Annotated in this window: 11 protein-coding genes; 3 read left to right on the forward strand and 8 right to left on the reverse strand. The window is 65.0% G+C overall.

Annotated features, from left to right (window positions below; translation table 11 throughout):
* Positions 1-81 precede the first annotated feature (81 nt).
* Positions 82-594 carry an outer membrane protein assembly factor BamE gene (locus tag AC07UX_RS17610; RefSeq protein ID WP_495193275.1) on the forward strand — a complete coding sequence of 171 codons (513 nt, stop codon included), beginning with the start codon at positions 82-84 and terminating at the stop codon, positions 592-594.
* Positions 595-652: 58 nt separating this feature from the next.
* Here the strand turns inward: AC07UX_RS17610 and AC07UX_RS17615 are convergent, their stop codons facing one another.
* The 7 genes from AC07UX_RS17615 to AC07UX_RS17645 all read right to left on the reverse strand — a co-directional run bounded on the left by AC07UX_RS17615 (position 653) and on the right by AC07UX_RS17645 (position 9,092).
* Positions 653-2,053 carry an efflux transporter outer membrane subunit gene (locus tag AC07UX_RS17615; protein ID WP_495193276.1) on the reverse strand — a complete coding sequence of 467 codons (1,401 nt, stop codon included), beginning with the start codon at positions 2,051-2,053 and terminating at the stop codon, positions 653-655.
* On the reverse strand, positions 2,046-2,954 hold the full coding sequence (locus AC07UX_RS17620) for an efflux RND transporter periplasmic adaptor subunit (protein WP_495193277.1): 909 nt from the start codon (positions 2,952-2,954) through the stop codon (positions 2,046-2,048). Before AC07UX_RS17620 ends, AC07UX_RS17615 begins: the two co-directional genes overlap by 8 nt.
* On the reverse strand, positions 2,951-3,166 hold the full coding sequence (locus tag AC07UX_RS17625; protein WP_495193278.1) for a DUF1656 domain-containing protein: 216 nt from the start codon (positions 3,164-3,166) through the stop codon (positions 2,951-2,953). Before AC07UX_RS17625 ends, AC07UX_RS17620 begins: the two co-directional genes overlap by 4 nt.
* Positions 3,163-5,217: an FUSC family protein gene (locus tag AC07UX_RS17630; RefSeq protein ID WP_495193279.1), complete on the reverse strand. Its 2,055-nt coding sequence runs from the start codon at positions 5,215-5,217 to the stop codon at positions 3,163-3,165. Before AC07UX_RS17630 ends, AC07UX_RS17625 begins: the two co-directional genes overlap by 4 nt.
* Positions 5,214-5,663, reverse strand: coding sequence for a MarR family winged helix-turn-helix transcriptional regulator (locus AC07UX_RS17635; protein ID WP_495193280.1), 450 nt, complete (start codon positions 5,661-5,663; stop codon positions 5,214-5,216). Before AC07UX_RS17635 ends, AC07UX_RS17630 begins: the two co-directional genes overlap by 4 nt.
* Positions 5,664-5,857: 194 nt before the next feature.
* Entirely contained in the window at positions 5,858-6,160 is a 303-nt protein-coding gene (locus AC07UX_RS17640) for a hypothetical protein (RefSeq protein WP_495193281.1), read from the reverse strand.
* Between the two features lie 28 nt (positions 6,161-6,188).
* Entirely contained in the window at positions 6,189-9,092 is a 2,904-nt protein-coding gene (locus AC07UX_RS17645) for a M16 family metallopeptidase (RefSeq protein ID WP_495193282.1), read from the reverse strand.
* A gap of 167 nt (positions 9,093-9,259) precedes the next feature.
* Between AC07UX_RS17645 and AC07UX_RS17650 the strand changes: the two genes are divergently transcribed.
* Together AC07UX_RS17650 and clpB are read left to right on the forward strand one after the other, a co-directional pair.
* Positions 9,260-10,921, forward strand: a complete 1,662-nt coding sequence (locus AC07UX_RS17650) for a M28 family metallopeptidase (protein WP_495193283.1) — start codon at positions 9,260-9,262, stop codon at positions 10,919-10,921.
* 74 nt (positions 10,922-10,995) lie between these two features.
* Positions 10,996-13,575, forward strand: a complete 2,580-nt coding sequence (gene clpB, locus AC07UX_RS17655; RefSeq protein WP_495193284.1) for an ATP-dependent chaperone ClpB — start codon at positions 10,996-10,998, stop codon at positions 13,573-13,575.
* A gap of 64 nt (positions 13,576-13,639) precedes the next feature.
* Here clpB and AC07UX_RS17660 read toward each other — a convergent pair whose 3' ends face one another.
* Complete coding sequence (locus tag AC07UX_RS17660; RefSeq protein ID WP_495193285.1) at positions 13,640-13,888, reverse strand: hypothetical protein; 249 nt, start codon at positions 13,886-13,888, stop codon at positions 13,640-13,642.
* Between the last annotated feature and the right edge of the window lie 60 nt (positions 13,889-13,948).

Below are 13,948 nucleotides of genomic sequence, written 5' to 3' on the forward strand. Positions count from 1 at the left end.
TATTGATCGCTGCGTCGCCCAATGCAATGGCGGCATCAGGTTTCTTGAAGGTTCGCGGGCCTGCTCCCGCAGGAGAAGTTCATGCGTCAGTTCAGCCGTCATTCGCCAAGCGGGCGCATCCTGCTCGCCTTGGGCCTCAGTGCGCTGGTGCTGGGTGCATCGGGCTGCACCCGCCTCCGTACGCATCAGGGCTATTCGGTCGACAAGCTGTTGGTCGATTCGGTTCAGCCGGGCATCGACAACCGCGCTTCGGTGGAAGGGACGCTGGGCCGTCCCAGCTTCGTGTCGCAGTTCGGTGAGCAGGACTGGTATTATGTGTCGCGCGATATGCGCGCGCTGGCCTTCTCCAATCCCAAGCCGGTGGAGCAGACGGTTCTGCGCGTCCGATTCGATCCGGCAGGTAATGTGACGGCGATCGATCGCATGGGGCTGGAACAGGTCGCCCATATCTCGCCCATGGGTGACAAGACCCCGACGCTGGGCCGCAACCGCAGCCTGTTCGACGAGATTTTCGGGAATATCGGTGCGGTCGGTGCCGGTGGCATGGGCGGCGGCGGTGCCGGCCCGAACGGTGGCGGTCCCAACGGCAGCTAAGACGGCCTAAAAAAGGCGGAGCCTCCGGAGGCTCCGCTTTTTTTCTGCCTGCGAAATGTCAGTTCCAACCGCCGCCCAGTGCCAGGAACAGGGCAATCTGGTCCTGCACCAACTGCGTGCGGGCCGACGCGGCGCTGACCTCTGCACTGGCAAGGCTGCGCTGCGCATCCAGCAGCGACAGAAAATCGCCCCGGCCAAAGCGGAACAGTTTGCCGGCCTGATTAGCGGAGACCGCCGCGCTGTCGCGCGCTCGGCCCAGCGCCGCCGCCTGTTCGGCATCGCGGCGATAGGTTTCCAGCGCCGTCTCGGTCTGGCGCAGCGCCTCAAGCACGCTACCGTCGAATCCGGCCAGATCGCTCTGCACCTGCGCCTGCGCCTGCGCGATTTGCGCTCGCACCACCGGCCGGTTGGGGAAACTCCAACTGATAAGTGGCCCCAGGCTGAAGCCGAAGGCCGATCCCGATCCGAAATCCTTGAGCGGGCCGGACAGGCCGACCGATCCGCCGATGCTCACCTGCGGGTAAAGATCGGCGGTCGCCACGCCAAGCCGGGCCGTATCCCCGGCTATCGCCCGTTCGGCCTGCCTGATGTCGGGCCGGCGCCGGATCAACGCTGCGCCATCGCCCACCGGCAGAGGGGCATTCAACGTCGGTAGCGCCGCGCAACCTTCTACATCTCGCGGATAATCGGCAGGCGGTCGCCCCAATAGCGTCGCCAGCAGATAGAGGCCATTTTGCCGCTGCGCCTCGAACGCGGGCAGGGCCGCCGCGCTGCTGTCCACCGCTGCCTGTGCCCGGCTGACGTCGAACGCGGTGCCGCGTCCGCCCTTGGCCAGACGCTGCGTGGCGTTGGCGGTATCGCGCTGCAACGCCACCACCTTGCGGTTTACGGCCAAGCTGTAATTCGCGGCGCACACCTGTGCATAGGCCCTGGCGGTCGCCGCCGCCACGCTGACCCGGACATAGTCGCGCGCGGCCACACTCGCCTCGACATCGGCATTGCTCGCCTCGATCGCCCGCTTGATCCGGCCATTCAGGTCCAGCGGATAGGAAGCCGACAGGCCCAGATCATAGGCGACCGTGCCCGGTAAATGCTGGGTCACGCCCGAAGGGCGCGACAAAGTCTCGCCACCACTGATGTCCGTGGTGATGGCGCGCCCGGCCTCCGCTTCGCGCAGTACCGCCTGCGCCCTGGCCAGGTTGGCATCGGCCTGGCGCAGGTCGGCATTAGCCGCCAGCGCCTGCTCGATCAGGCTGTCCAGCTGCGGATCGGCATAGAGCTTCCACCAATGATCGGGCAGATCGGCCTGACTATATTGCCCGCCCTGCGCGGAATGAAAGGCGCCGGTCGCGCCCGGTGCCGTCGCGACGGACTTGTCGGGCAGATGGTAATCCGGCCCGGCCGTCGCGCAGGCCGCCAGCGCCAGCGCCAGCAGCGGCGCGCAGGACAGATTACGCATGGCGGCAATCTCCCGGCTTCCCGTTCTTGTCCTTCTGTGCCGGCTGTACCGTCACCGTCGCGGTCCGGCCGGAAATCAGCCGCAGGCCGGCCGGCACCTTCTCGATCTTCACCCGCACCGGGATGCGCTGGGCCAGCCGCACCCAGCTGAAGGTCGGTTCGACCGCGGGCAGCAAATTGCCGCTGTTGCTGCGGCTATCGTCATTGATGCCGAATGCGATGCTTTCCACCCGGCCATGCACATCCTGCGCTTCGCCCATCAACCGCACCGTCACCGGCGCGCCGATGCAGATCAGCCCCAGCTTGGTTTCCTCGAAATAGCCTTCGACGCGCACCGAATCGCTGTCGATCAGGGCCAGCGCCTGGCTGCCAGCGCCGACATAGTCGCCCGGATGCAGGTCCAGATTGGTGACGACGCCATTGACCGACGCCACCACTTTCGTGCGCTTCAGGTTGAGGGCGGCGGCGTCGCGGCTGCTCAGCGCTTCGGTCAGCGCGGCCTGCGCCGTTTCGACCTTGGCCAGATTCTGCTCATGCGTTTCCGCCGCGACCAGATCGCCCAGCGCCAAGTCGCGCCGCGCCTCGCGCCGGGCCTGCGCCAAAGTCGCCTGCGCGCTGGCAATGCGGGCGCTGGCTTCCTCCAACGCCATGGAATAGCGTGGCGTGTCGATCACGAACAACAGGTCGCCCGCCTTCACCGTCTGGTTGTCATGCACGGCCACGGACGTCACCAGCCCGCTGATATCTGGCGTCACCCGCACCACATCGGAACGGACCCGCCCATCGCGGGTCCAGGGACTGCGTTCATAATGATTCCACATCCAGACCGCGACCAGAGCCGCGGCTATGACGAGGATGATGGTGGCGGCGCTGCGGATCAGCGTCGTAGTCAGGCGGTTCATAGTCGGATTCCAAAGGTGGGGACGAGCAGGGCGAGGCCGCCCAGCAACAGGATGAAGAGGCTAAGGTCCACCGCCGCGCGGTAGGCGAGGAAGCGGTAGAGGCCAAAGGCGCCGATCAACCGGGTGAGGCCCCAGCTCAGGATCAGGGCGATCAGCCCGAGCAGAAGCAATGTGGGCATATAGACGCCGCCCAATGCGATTTCGCCGGTCATGCCGCGATCCTCCGGTAGGCGTCCGCGTCGGGAAAGAGGTTGCGGCGCAGGCTGACCAGCCCCAGCACACCGTCCCGGCGAATGGGCAGGCGCGGATTGGCGGACAGGTCCGCGATCGCGCTGTCGATATTGTCCAGCAATGTCGAGTCGGCCGGCGCAGGTGCATCCGGGTCAAGTCCACGATAATGGCGACTGACTCCGCCCAGAACGGCGGCGAGCGGGGCGCCTTCCTGCGCGGGCAGGTCGAGCCTGAGCTGCCGCAGTTCGCCGATCGCGACGCCGGTGCGGAGGTCGCGCAGGGCATCATAAAGCGGCTGCCCGCTGTCGGCACGGGTCGCCGCCAATCGCGGTGCAAGCAGGGCGATACGGTCCAGCATCCGGTTGATCCATCCCCGCACGTCGGGCGGGCTCATCAGTGTCGCGCGATTGGCGATATCGGTCCAGCCGGCACGCAGCGTCCGACGGATCGCGCGTTCCACGCCGGCCGACTGCAACAGCCCCGCCATCAGGATCGCAAACCAGATGCCCACGATCTGCGCCACCGCCCCGTTGGCATAGCTGGCAAACGCACTGATATAGCGGTCTGACAGCAATACCGGACTGCCCAGCCCCAACAGGGTTGGCAGCGCGATACCCATCCAGCGGGGTGACGCCATCATGGCGCCCAGCAGCAATAGCGGCGGGGAATAGGCCAACGCCAGTTCCGCGAAGCCATCCAGGCGCGGCATGATCGCATAACCATAAACTGCCCCCAACGCCGACGCGGCGACCGTGCCGATCATGAACCCCTTGAGCGGCGCGAGAGGATTATCGACCGCCGCGAACAGCGCCAGGAACACGCCGGCCAGCATGACTGCGCTGCCGCCATCCTTCCATCCGCTCAATATCCAGATGGTACAGCCCACTATGATCGTCGCGAAGGCACTGAACGCGCCGCGCGCCGCGCTGGCATAGTCGCGGTGCAGTTCGCGGTTGCGCCGGCCCTCCAGCAATTCGGCGACTCGTGGCGTCACGGCGGCACGGCTGTGAGTCGCCATCTGGTCATACAGGTCGCGGCAGTCGCGATGTACCGCGATCAATGTGGCAAGCCTGGCATAGAGGCTGAGGCGCATCATGTCGGACCATGACATATCGGGCGTCGCGGCCGGCTCCATCGCTACGCAGCGATCGATCAGCCGCCGGGCATTGTCCGCCCTCACCAGATTATCGCTCACCGGCGTGTCCAGCCACAGGCGCACATCGGCGATCAGCGTTTCCACCTGCGCCGGCACCATGTCGTCATTGGCGGCCTTCAGTTGCGCCAGCCGGTCCTCCGCCGCCGCGCCCAGCGGCAACAGCATGGACAATTGATCCTGCAAGGCCCGGACCGTCCGCACGCGCGGCGCCAGGCGACTGATGTCGAAGGGGAGATGGATCGACATCTGGTGCAGTTCGGTGACGTCCTGCGCCAGCCGTCGACGCTCGGCGTCCAGTCCTGCGACCGGCTCGGTCGCAATCGCGTCGTGGGTCCAGCGTTCGGCGTCGCGCAGCATCCCCTCCACCCGCGTCAGCAACACGCCGGTAATCGACCCCGGCAGGATGACGCCATGGATCAGGCTGCCGCAGGCAATGCCGATCAAAATCTCCTGCACGCGCAGGGAAGCGACAGTGAAGATGGTCTGCGGCGTATCGACGTCCGGAAAAACGATCAGGCAGGCGGTATAGCCCGCCAGCACGAACATATAGCCCCGCGGCGTCCGGTCGAGCAGCGACACGAACACGCACAGACCCAGCCAGGACGCCATGGCCAGCACCAGCAATTCCGGCGCATTGACCAGCGGCGGTACGATCGCCACGGCGAACGTCGCTCCGACCAGCGTGCCTATGGCGCGGAACACGGCCTTGGAAATCACTGCCCCGGCCATGGGCTGTGCGACGATATAGCTGGTCAGGAACGCCCAATAGGGTCGCTCCAGTCCAATGCTATAGGCCACGAACAGCGCCAGCATCGCAGCGGCAAGGCATTTGAGGGAAAAGAGCGCTGCGGGCACGCCATATCGCTCGCCGATCATGCAGCGCTCCGCTTCTCCGCGATCCGCACGCTCAACAGGTCGAGCAGCCAGACCGCCAGTTCGATCGCGTCTTCGGGGACGTCTTTCAGCAATTCGATGCGAAGCCCGTCCAGCTTGCCTTCGATCCGTCCGACCAGATCCTGTCCCGTCGGGGTCAGGCTGATGATGTTGGACCTCTTGTCATCGGGATGCGGGGTCCGCTGGACCAGCCCGCCAGCCTGCACCTGGTCCAGCGTGCGCACCAGCGAAGGCTGGGCGATGTCCAGCGACTCGGCCAGTTCGCTCTGCCTTACCTCGCCGCCCAGTCGATCGATATGGATCAGGCACCAGGCGGTACTGTTGGACACGCCGAATTCCGCCAAGGCGCTGTCGGCCAGCTGCCGCCAGCCGCGGGCGACGGGCGCCATTTTGTGCGCCAGTGCGCGCTTGGGTTCCGATAAAGGCATGTTAGTTAGATAGCTAACTAACGGAATTTGTCAACGGGATGTTGCTGTCCAACTCGCTGTTTCATCAGCGCGAATTTTTGCTGTCTTCTCGGGTCATTCGCTGGGGCAAACAAACAGCGAGGCCCGAATCACCAGGATACGGGCCTCGCCATAGCGACAAATATTTGCGATCCGGCCGATGCCGGACGCCGGGATCAGGCCCGGCGCGTACCGTTGAAGGCCGACGCGCCGAACGCACCCAGCTGCATCGTGCCGGTGATGGTATCGCCAGCCACCGCTGCCTCGCATTCCAGCGTCATCGGCATCGGCATGGTCATTTCCATCTTCCAGGTCAGCGTGCCGCCGTCGATCTTGCCATCGACCACGTCCAGCGATCCCATCATCCCGGCGAAGGTGCCGTTGAAGCGGTCGCCGCTGCTGACGACGGTGAACACGCCCTTCTGGTCGCCCATCGGCGTCTTGGCCACGCAATCATAAGCGCCATCCACTGCTGCCATATCCTGTCTCCTTACGTTTACGTCGGCGTCAATCAGCCAATGTGCCCATTTCCACCGGCAGCCCTACCGCGTCAAGCTGTGGCTTCACCAGCTTGACGTCGCCCACCACGACCCAGATCAGACGATCGGGGTTGATCGCCTCGCGCGCAGCCTTGTCCAGATCGGCAGCGGTCATGGCGCGATAGGTTTTGGGCAGCGTCTCGTAATAATCGTCGGACCGACCGATCAGCGCATTGCGCATCATCGCGCCAAGCAGGTCCGACGACGTCTCGAAACTGCCGGGCAGCGACAATATCTGGCTGTTGATCGTCTGGTTGCGTTCCGCTTCCGTCGTGCCCTTGCTGGTCAGAAACTCGGTCATATCCTTTCGGATCGCCTGGATCGATTCGCCGGTCTTGTCGGTCTGCACCGGGGCATAGACCAGCAGGGGGATGGTTTCCTTCACCCCCGACAGCGCCGTGCCCACGCCATAGGCCCAGCCTTTCGTTTCACGCAGGTCCATCCACAACCGCGAGGATGTCGCACCGCCCAGCACTTCGTTGGCGGTCTGCAACGTCACCGGATTGTCGGTGCCGGACTTGTTGGTCAGGGCGCCGGCCAGGATCAGCGATTGCGGGCTTTGCGGCTTGTCGATCAGAACGATCTTGGCCGGGCGCATCATCCGGTCCATGCGGAACGTCTTGACGCCCTTGGCCACCTTGGGCGCCTTCCAGTCGCCGAACCGCTTTTCCAGCAGCGGCAGCAACTCGGCCAGCGTTGTGTCGCCCGCTACGAAGATGGTCGCATTGTCGGGCCGCAACCATGTGTCGTGAAACGCCATAAGGTCCGCCCGCGTCACTGCCTTGACGCCGGTTTCGGTGCCGGACCCGGTGAAGGGGATGCCATAAGGGTGCGCCTGCCCATAGAGCATGGGCGGCAGCATGCGTTGGGCGATCGACATCGGCGACGTCTTTTCCGCCTGGATACCGGTCAGCACCTGTCCACGCAGCCGCTCCACTTCGGCCGGCGCGAAAGCCGGATTGCGGATCACATCGGCCAGCAGGCCCAGCGACGCATCCAGATTGGGCTTGAGCGCGAACAGGCCGACATTGGTGCGGTCCATGCTGTTGGCCGCGCTGATCGACGCGCCCAGCCGTTCCTGCTCCTCGGCGATCTGCACCGACGACCGGGTCGTGGTGCCTTCGTCCAGCAGCGCGGCGGTCAGGCCCGCCGTGCCCAGCTTCGCCTTGTCGTCGGCAGCATTACCCGCGTCGAAGGCGACCGACACCCGTACCGTCGGCACGGTCGAGCGATGCGCCAGCGCGACCTTGATGCCGTTTTTGAGCGTCGCATGCTCGATGTCGGGGAAGTCCAGATCCTTGACCGGCTCGATCGGCGGCTCGGCGATCTTGGTCGGGGCGGGCGGCGTCGCGGCTTTGGGCGCGGCGGCGTCGGGATCGCGGAAGAAGGCCGGCTTGTGCCCAGCGCCACCGATATTCCCGTTCTCGGCCGTCGCATTGCCTGCCAGCGCATTGTCGGCGGCGCTGCGCTCGCCCGGCGCCACGGTCAGGCGCAGCACCGGCCGGCCCAGCCATTTGCGCGCCGCCGCGGTCACGCTCTGCGGCGTGGCCGACGCATAAACGGCCAGATCCTTCTTATATTTGGCCGGATCGTTGGAATAGACCGCCCCTTCGGCCAGCGTCACCGCCTTGCCGCTGAAGCCGCCGACCTTCTCCAGCCCCGAAATGGTGCCGGCCGCCTGCGTCGTCGCCGCGCGCAGAACTTCATCGGCGCTCGGCCCCTTGGCGAGATAGTCGGCCAGCAGCGCGTCCAGCCGCTTGCCCACGGCCACCGGGTCGGCGCCCGGCTTCACGTCCACCGTGATTTCGGCGATGCTCAGTTTCTCGAACGGCTGGATGCTGGCCTTGACCGCCACGGCGACCTTCTCGTCGCGCACCAGCACATTGTCGAGCCGCGACGACCCTAGGCCGCCGAACACGGTCATGGCCAGATCCAGCTGCCGCAATTCGTCCGAATTGACGCCCGGCACGATCCAGTTGCGATAAAGGCGGGTCGCGGCGACATTGTCGTGCATGACCTTCTCGACATCCTTGTCGAGGGTCGGGACGGTCGCATCCACATCCTTGGGCGCGGGACCGGCGGCGATGTTGCCGAACCACTTCTCGACCTTCGCCTTGGCAGTGGCGACGTCGATGTCGCCCGCCAGCACCAGCACGGCATTGTTCGGCCCATAATGCGTCTTGAACCAGCTTTGTACGTCGGCCAGGCTTGCCGCATTCAGGTCCGCCATCGACCCGATCGTGGAGTGACGATAGGGGTGGCCCGCCGGCAGCATCGCGTCCAGCTGTGCATATTCGACCAGCCCGTACGGCTCATTTTCGCCCATGCGCTTTTCATTCTGCACCACGCCGCGCTGCGTATCCAGCTTGGTCTGGGTAACCGCGCCGAGCAGATGCCCCATGCGATCGGACTCAAGGAACAAGGCCCGGTCCAGCGCGCCGGTCGGCACCGTCTCGAAATAATTGGTGCGGTCGAACCAGGTCGTCCCGTTCCAGTCGGTCGCGCCGATATCCTCCAGCCGGCCGAAGAAGGGGCCATCGGCATTTTCCGAGCCGTAGAACATCAGATGTTCGAACAGGTGGGCAAAGCCCGTCTTGCCCGCCGGCTCGAAGCGCGACCCCACATGATACCAGACCGACACAGCGACCACCGGCGCCTTGCGATCCGTATGCACGATGACGCGCAGCCCGTTCTTCAGCGTGAATTCCTCATAGGGAATATCGACCTGCGACACGAGGCTGGCGACCGGCGCAGGTGCGGCGGCCGTTGCGGGTCTGGCGGCATGGGCCATAGGCGCCAGGACCGGGGAAAGCGCCAGGGCCGACAGGCCCAGCATCAGGGACAGGCGGCGCGACATCGGGGAAAGGGCCATGAGAACCTCATGAAAACGGGAAATTTGCGCATACCGACAGGCTGTCGGCGCGATGGATGGCGCAGCATAGCGGGCCGTTTTAGCATCGCAACACGCTTATTGCTGGACAGGGGCAGGGGGCGGAGGCAAATCGTGCCACATCCCGCAATCAGTGGACCTTATTTCCGATGAAAACCCCCATGGCTCTGGCAGCGATGACCGCGCTGCTCCTTCCCGCAGCCCTTGCCGCGCAGCAGGCGTCTGAACCGGTCTTCACCGCCGCCGCGATGCGCGCGCATGTCGAATTTCTCGCCGACGACCTGCTGCAAGGTCGCGACACGGGCAGCGAAGGGCATGAAATCGCCGCCCGCTATGTCGCCAGCCAGTTTGACGGCCTCGGCCTCAAGCCCGCCGGCGACGCCAATGCAAATGGGGGCAGCTGGCTCCAGCGCATCACTTTCCAGAAGACCGAGTTCGGCAAGACGCCCGCCACCCTGACCGTCAGCGGCCCTGCTGGGGCGAAGAGCTTCACCCATGCCGGTGACGTCATCGTCGGCATCAATGCCGACCAGCCGCATCTGGACGTCACGGCACCGCTCGTCTTCGTCGGCTTCGGCCTTGAAAATGCGCGGCTTGGCCTGAACGATTATGCCGGCCTCGACGTGAAGGGGAAGATCGTCGTTACCCTGCGCGGTTATCCCAAGGGGCTGCCGAGCGAGGAGGGCGCCCACCTCTCCGCCACCAAGGGCAAGATCGCCGAATCCCATGGCGCCATCGGCATGATCGCGCTCAACACGCTCCAGTCGGCCAAGGCTCGCCCCTGGGCGCGCATGGTGCAATTTGCCGACGAGCCGGATTTCACATGGGTATCGCCCCAAGGCGTTCCCTTCAACGCCGCGCCGGGCCTGCGCGCGTCCGCCATGCTGAACGATCCGGCGGCGCAGGCGGTGTTTGCCGGCGCCCCCACGACCATCGCCGCGATCCGCAAGACCGCGGACAAGGCAGGCGGCAAGCCTAAAGGCTTTGCGCTCAAGACCAGCGTGACGATCAAAGCCGATACGGTCAGCCAGCGCGTCACCAGCCCCAATGTCGTCGCCATCCTGCCCGGCAGCGACCCCAAGCTGAAGGACGAATATGTCGTCCTGTCCGCCCATCTCGACCATATCGGCATCAGCCCCGCCAAAGCCGGCGATGCCGCCGACAAGGACCGGATCAACAATGGCGCGCTGGACAATGGCGCCGGCATCGCAACCATGCTGGAGGTTGCCCGTGCCATGGCGCAATCGCCGGATAAGCCGCGCCGCTCGATCATTTTCCTGGCCTCCACCGCAGAGGAAAAGGGGCTGCTCGGCGCCGACTATTTCGCCCGCCACCCCACCGTCCCGGTCAAGCAGATCGTCGGCAATGTCGATCTCGACATGCCGTTGCTGCTCTATCCCTTCACTGACGTCATCGCCTTTGGCGCCGACCATTCGACCCTTGGCCCCATCGTGGCCAAGGCGGTCGACCCGATGGGCGTGAAACTCGCGCCCGATCCGATGCCGCAGGAGACGATCTTCGTGCGCTCCGACCATTATATGTTCGTGAAGCAGGGCGTGCCCGCCGTCTTCCTCGCCACCGGCTATGCCAATGGCGGCGAAAAGGCGTGGGGGGATTTCCTGGGCGGCGCCTATCATCATCCCGGCGACGATATGATGCAGAAGATCGACTGGAACGCCGGCGCCCGCTTTGCCGAGGCCAATTATCGCATCACCCGCGCGATGGCCGATGGCGACGCGCCGCCGCGCTGGTTTGCAAAGGACTTCTTCGGCGACATCTTCGCGCCGCAGGCGGAGAAGGCGACCAGATAAGGAAATTATAGACCGCCCCTTGTGTGGTTTTTGAGCAACACTACATCGCCAGCATCTAGTCTGAGTGGGATGTCATGAACCTCGAAAAATTCACCGACCGCGCCAAGGGCTTTCTCCAATCGGCGCAAACCGTGGCGATCCGCATGAGCCATCAGCGGATCGGCCCGGAACATCTGCTGAAGGCCCTGCTGGAAGACCAGCAGGGTATGGCGTCCGGCCTGATCAAGGCGGCGGGCGGATCGGCCGAAGTTGCGCTGCGCGACACCGATGCCGCGCTGGCCAAGGTGCCGGCCGTTTCCGGCAGCGGCGCGCAACAGACGCCGGGCCTCGACAATGATGCCGTGCGCGTGCTCGACAGTGCCGAGCAGGTCGCGACCAAGGCGGGCGACAGTTTCGTCACCGTCGAACGTTTGCTGCTCGCCCTGGCGCTCGCCACCACCACGACGGCGGGCAAGGCGCTGGCGGCGGCCGGCGTGAAGCCCGAAGCGCTCAACGCTGCGATCAACGCCTTGCGCGGCGGTCGCACCGCCGACACGGCCGGCGCGGAGGATCGCTATGACGCGCTCAAGAAATTCGCCCGCGACCTTACCGAAGCGGCGCGCGCGGGCAAGCTCGACCCGGTCATCGGCCGCGACGAGGAAATTCGCCGCACCATCCAGATTCTCGCTCGCCGGACCAAGAATAACCCGGTCCTGATCGGCGACCCCGGCGTCGGCAAGACCGCGATCGCCGAAGGCATGGCGCTGCGCATCGCCAATGGCGATGTGCCCGACACGCTCAAGGATCGCACGCTGATGGCGCTCGACATGGGCTCGCTGATCGCGGGCGCCAAATATCGCGGCGAGTTCGAGGAACGCTTGAAGGGCGTCCTCGACGAAGTGAAGGGCGCCGACGGTCAGGTCATTCTCTTCATCGACGAAATGCACACGCTGATCGGCGCGGGTAAGAGCGAAGGCGCGATGGACGCCGGCAATCTGCTGAAACCCGCCCTCGCGCGCGGCGAACTCCATTGCATCGGCGCGACGACGCTCGACGAATATCGCAAATATGTGGAGAAAGATCCCGCGCTCCAGCGCCGCTTCCAGCCCGTCTTCGTCGGCGAGCCGACGGTGGAGGACACCATCTCCATCCTGCGCGGCCTGAAGGAGAAGTATGAACTCCATCATGGCGTGCGCATCACCGACGGCGCGCTAGTCAGCGCAGCAACGCTCTCCAACCGCTACATCACCGACCGTTTCCTGCCCGACAAGGCGATCGACCTGATGGACGAGGCCGCCAGCCGCCTGCGCATGGAGGTGGAAAGCAAGCCCGAAGAGATCGAGAATCTCGACCGTCGCATCATCCAGCTCAAGATCGAGCGGGAGGCGCTGAAGAAGGAGACCGACAAGGCATCTGCCGATCGCCTCGACGCCTTGCAGGAAGACCTTGCCAATCTGGAGGAACAGTCGGCCGCGCTCACCACCCGTTGGCAGTCGGAAAAGGACAAGATCGCCGGCGAAGCCAAGGTGAAGGAGCAGCTCGACGCCGCCCGGCTGGAACTGGAGCAGGCGCAGCGCGCCGGCGACCTCGCGAAGATGAGCGAACTGTCCTACGGCACCATCCCCGCGCTCGAAAAGCGCCTGGCCGAAGCGGCGACCGCGTCGGAAGGTGCGATGTTGCGTGAGGAAGTGACGGCGGAGGACATCGCCGGCGTCGTCGCCCGCTGGACCGGCATCCCGGTCGAACGGATGATGACCGGAGAGCGCGAGAAACTGCTGGCGATGGAAGCGACGCTCGGCAAGCGTGTCATCGGGCAGGCGGATGCGGTCAAGGCCGTGTCCACCGCCGTGCGTCGTTCACGCGCGGGCTTGCAAGATCCCAACCGCCCGCTCGGCTCCTTCCTTTTCCTCGGCCCCACGGGCGTCGGCAAGACCGAACTGACCAAGGCGCTCGCCGGCTTCCTGTTCGATGACGATTCAGCGATGGTGCGCATCGACATGAGCGAATTCATGGAGAAGCACTCGGTCGCGCGCCTGATCGGTGCGCCGCCGGGCTATGTCGGCTATGAGGAAGGCGGCGTCCTGACCGAAGCGGTGCGTCGCCGCCCCTATCAGGTCGTCCTGTTCGATGAGGTCGAAAAGGCGCATGGCGACGTGTTCAACATCCTGCTTCAGGTGCTGGACGACGGCCGCCTGACCGACGGGCAGGGGCGCACGGTGGACTTCACCAACACGATCATCGTGCTGACATCGAACCTGGGCAGCCAGTATCTGACCGGCCTGACCGACGACGAACCGGTAGAGAAGGTCGAGGATCAGGTGATGGATATCGTGCGGGGTCACTTCCGCCCGGAATTCCTGAACCGTCTGGACGAAGTGATCCTGTTCCACCGTCTGGGCGCCGCGCATATGGCCCCGATCGTGGATATTCAGGTCGCCCGCATCGGCAAGCTGCTGAAAGACCGCAAGATCGTCCTCGATCTGACCGAAGGCGCGCGCGCCTGGCTCGGCCGGGTCGGCTATGACCCGGTCTATGGCGCGCGCCCGCTGAAACGCGCCGTACAGCGCTACCTGCAAGACCCGCTCGCCGACCTCATCCTGCGCGGCGACGTGCCTGACGGGTCGACGGTGAAGGTCGAGGATGGAGACGGCGCGCTGGCGCTGACCGTAGCCTGATAGAAAAAAGGCTCGCTGAGACGATCAGCGAGCCTTTTTCATCGATCGCTATGCGCGCAGGCTTTCAACCGCTGGGATTCATGCCTGCCCGGCTGCGCGTGATCATGTCATCCGCATCGCGATTCTGCTGTTCGCTGATGGCTCGCCATTCGGCGTTGGTCTTGCAAACGCGCTCCTTGCGCACCAGCGAACCCGTCACATCCAGACGGCGGCACCGAATCGCGCCCGGATCATTCCTGTCCAGCTTGGCAGCCGGCTGCGGCGTTTGCGCGGGAAGGTAGGCCGGGGCGGACAGGATCGAAAGGCCGATCATGATCTGGCCAATACGCAATTTCATTCAAACACTCCTAACGGATCAAAGCCATCTTTGCGG

This window comes from Sphingobium sp. GW821-FHT02B05, from assembly GCF_059421905.1.

Coding starts and splice junctions, on each gene's coding strand:
- AC07UX_RS17610 (WP_495193275.1), top strand. CDS start 82: ATGCGTCAGTTCAGCCGTCATTCGCCAAGCGGGCGCATCCTGCTCGCC.
- AC07UX_RS17615 (WP_495193276.1), bottom strand. CDS start 2,053: ATGCGTAATCTGTCCTGCGCGCCGCTGCTGGCGCTGGCGCTGGCGGCC.
- AC07UX_RS17620 (WP_495193277.1), bottom strand. CDS start 2,954: ATGAACCGCCTGACTACGACGCTGATCCGCAGCGCCGCCACCATCATC.
- AC07UX_RS17625 (WP_495193278.1), bottom strand. CDS start 3,166: ATGACCGGCGAAATCGCATTGGGCGGCGTCTATATGCCCACATTGCTT.
- AC07UX_RS17630 (WP_495193279.1), bottom strand. CDS start 5,217: ATGATCGGCGAGCGATATGGCGTGCCCGCAGCGCTCTTTTCCCTCAAA.
- AC07UX_RS17635 (WP_495193280.1), bottom strand. CDS start 5,663: ATGCCTTTATCGGAACCCAAGCGCGCACTGGCGCACAAAATGGCGCCC.
- AC07UX_RS17640 (WP_495193281.1), bottom strand. CDS start 6,160: ATGGCAGCAGTGGATGGCGCTTATGATTGCGTGGCCAAGACGCCGATG.
- AC07UX_RS17645 (WP_495193282.1), bottom strand. CDS start 9,092: ATGGCCCTTTCCCCGATGTCGCGCCGCCTGTCCCTGATGCTGGGCCTG.
- AC07UX_RS17650 (WP_495193283.1), top strand. CDS start 9,260: ATGAAAACCCCCATGGCTCTGGCAGCGATGACCGCGCTGCTCCTTCCC.
- clpB (WP_495193284.1), top strand. CDS start 10,996: ATGAACCTCGAAAAATTCACCGACCGCGCCAAGGGCTTTCTCCAATCG.
- AC07UX_RS17660 (WP_495193285.1), bottom strand. CDS start 13,888: ATGATCGGCCTTTCGATCCTGTCCGCCCCGGCCTACCTTCCCGCGCAA.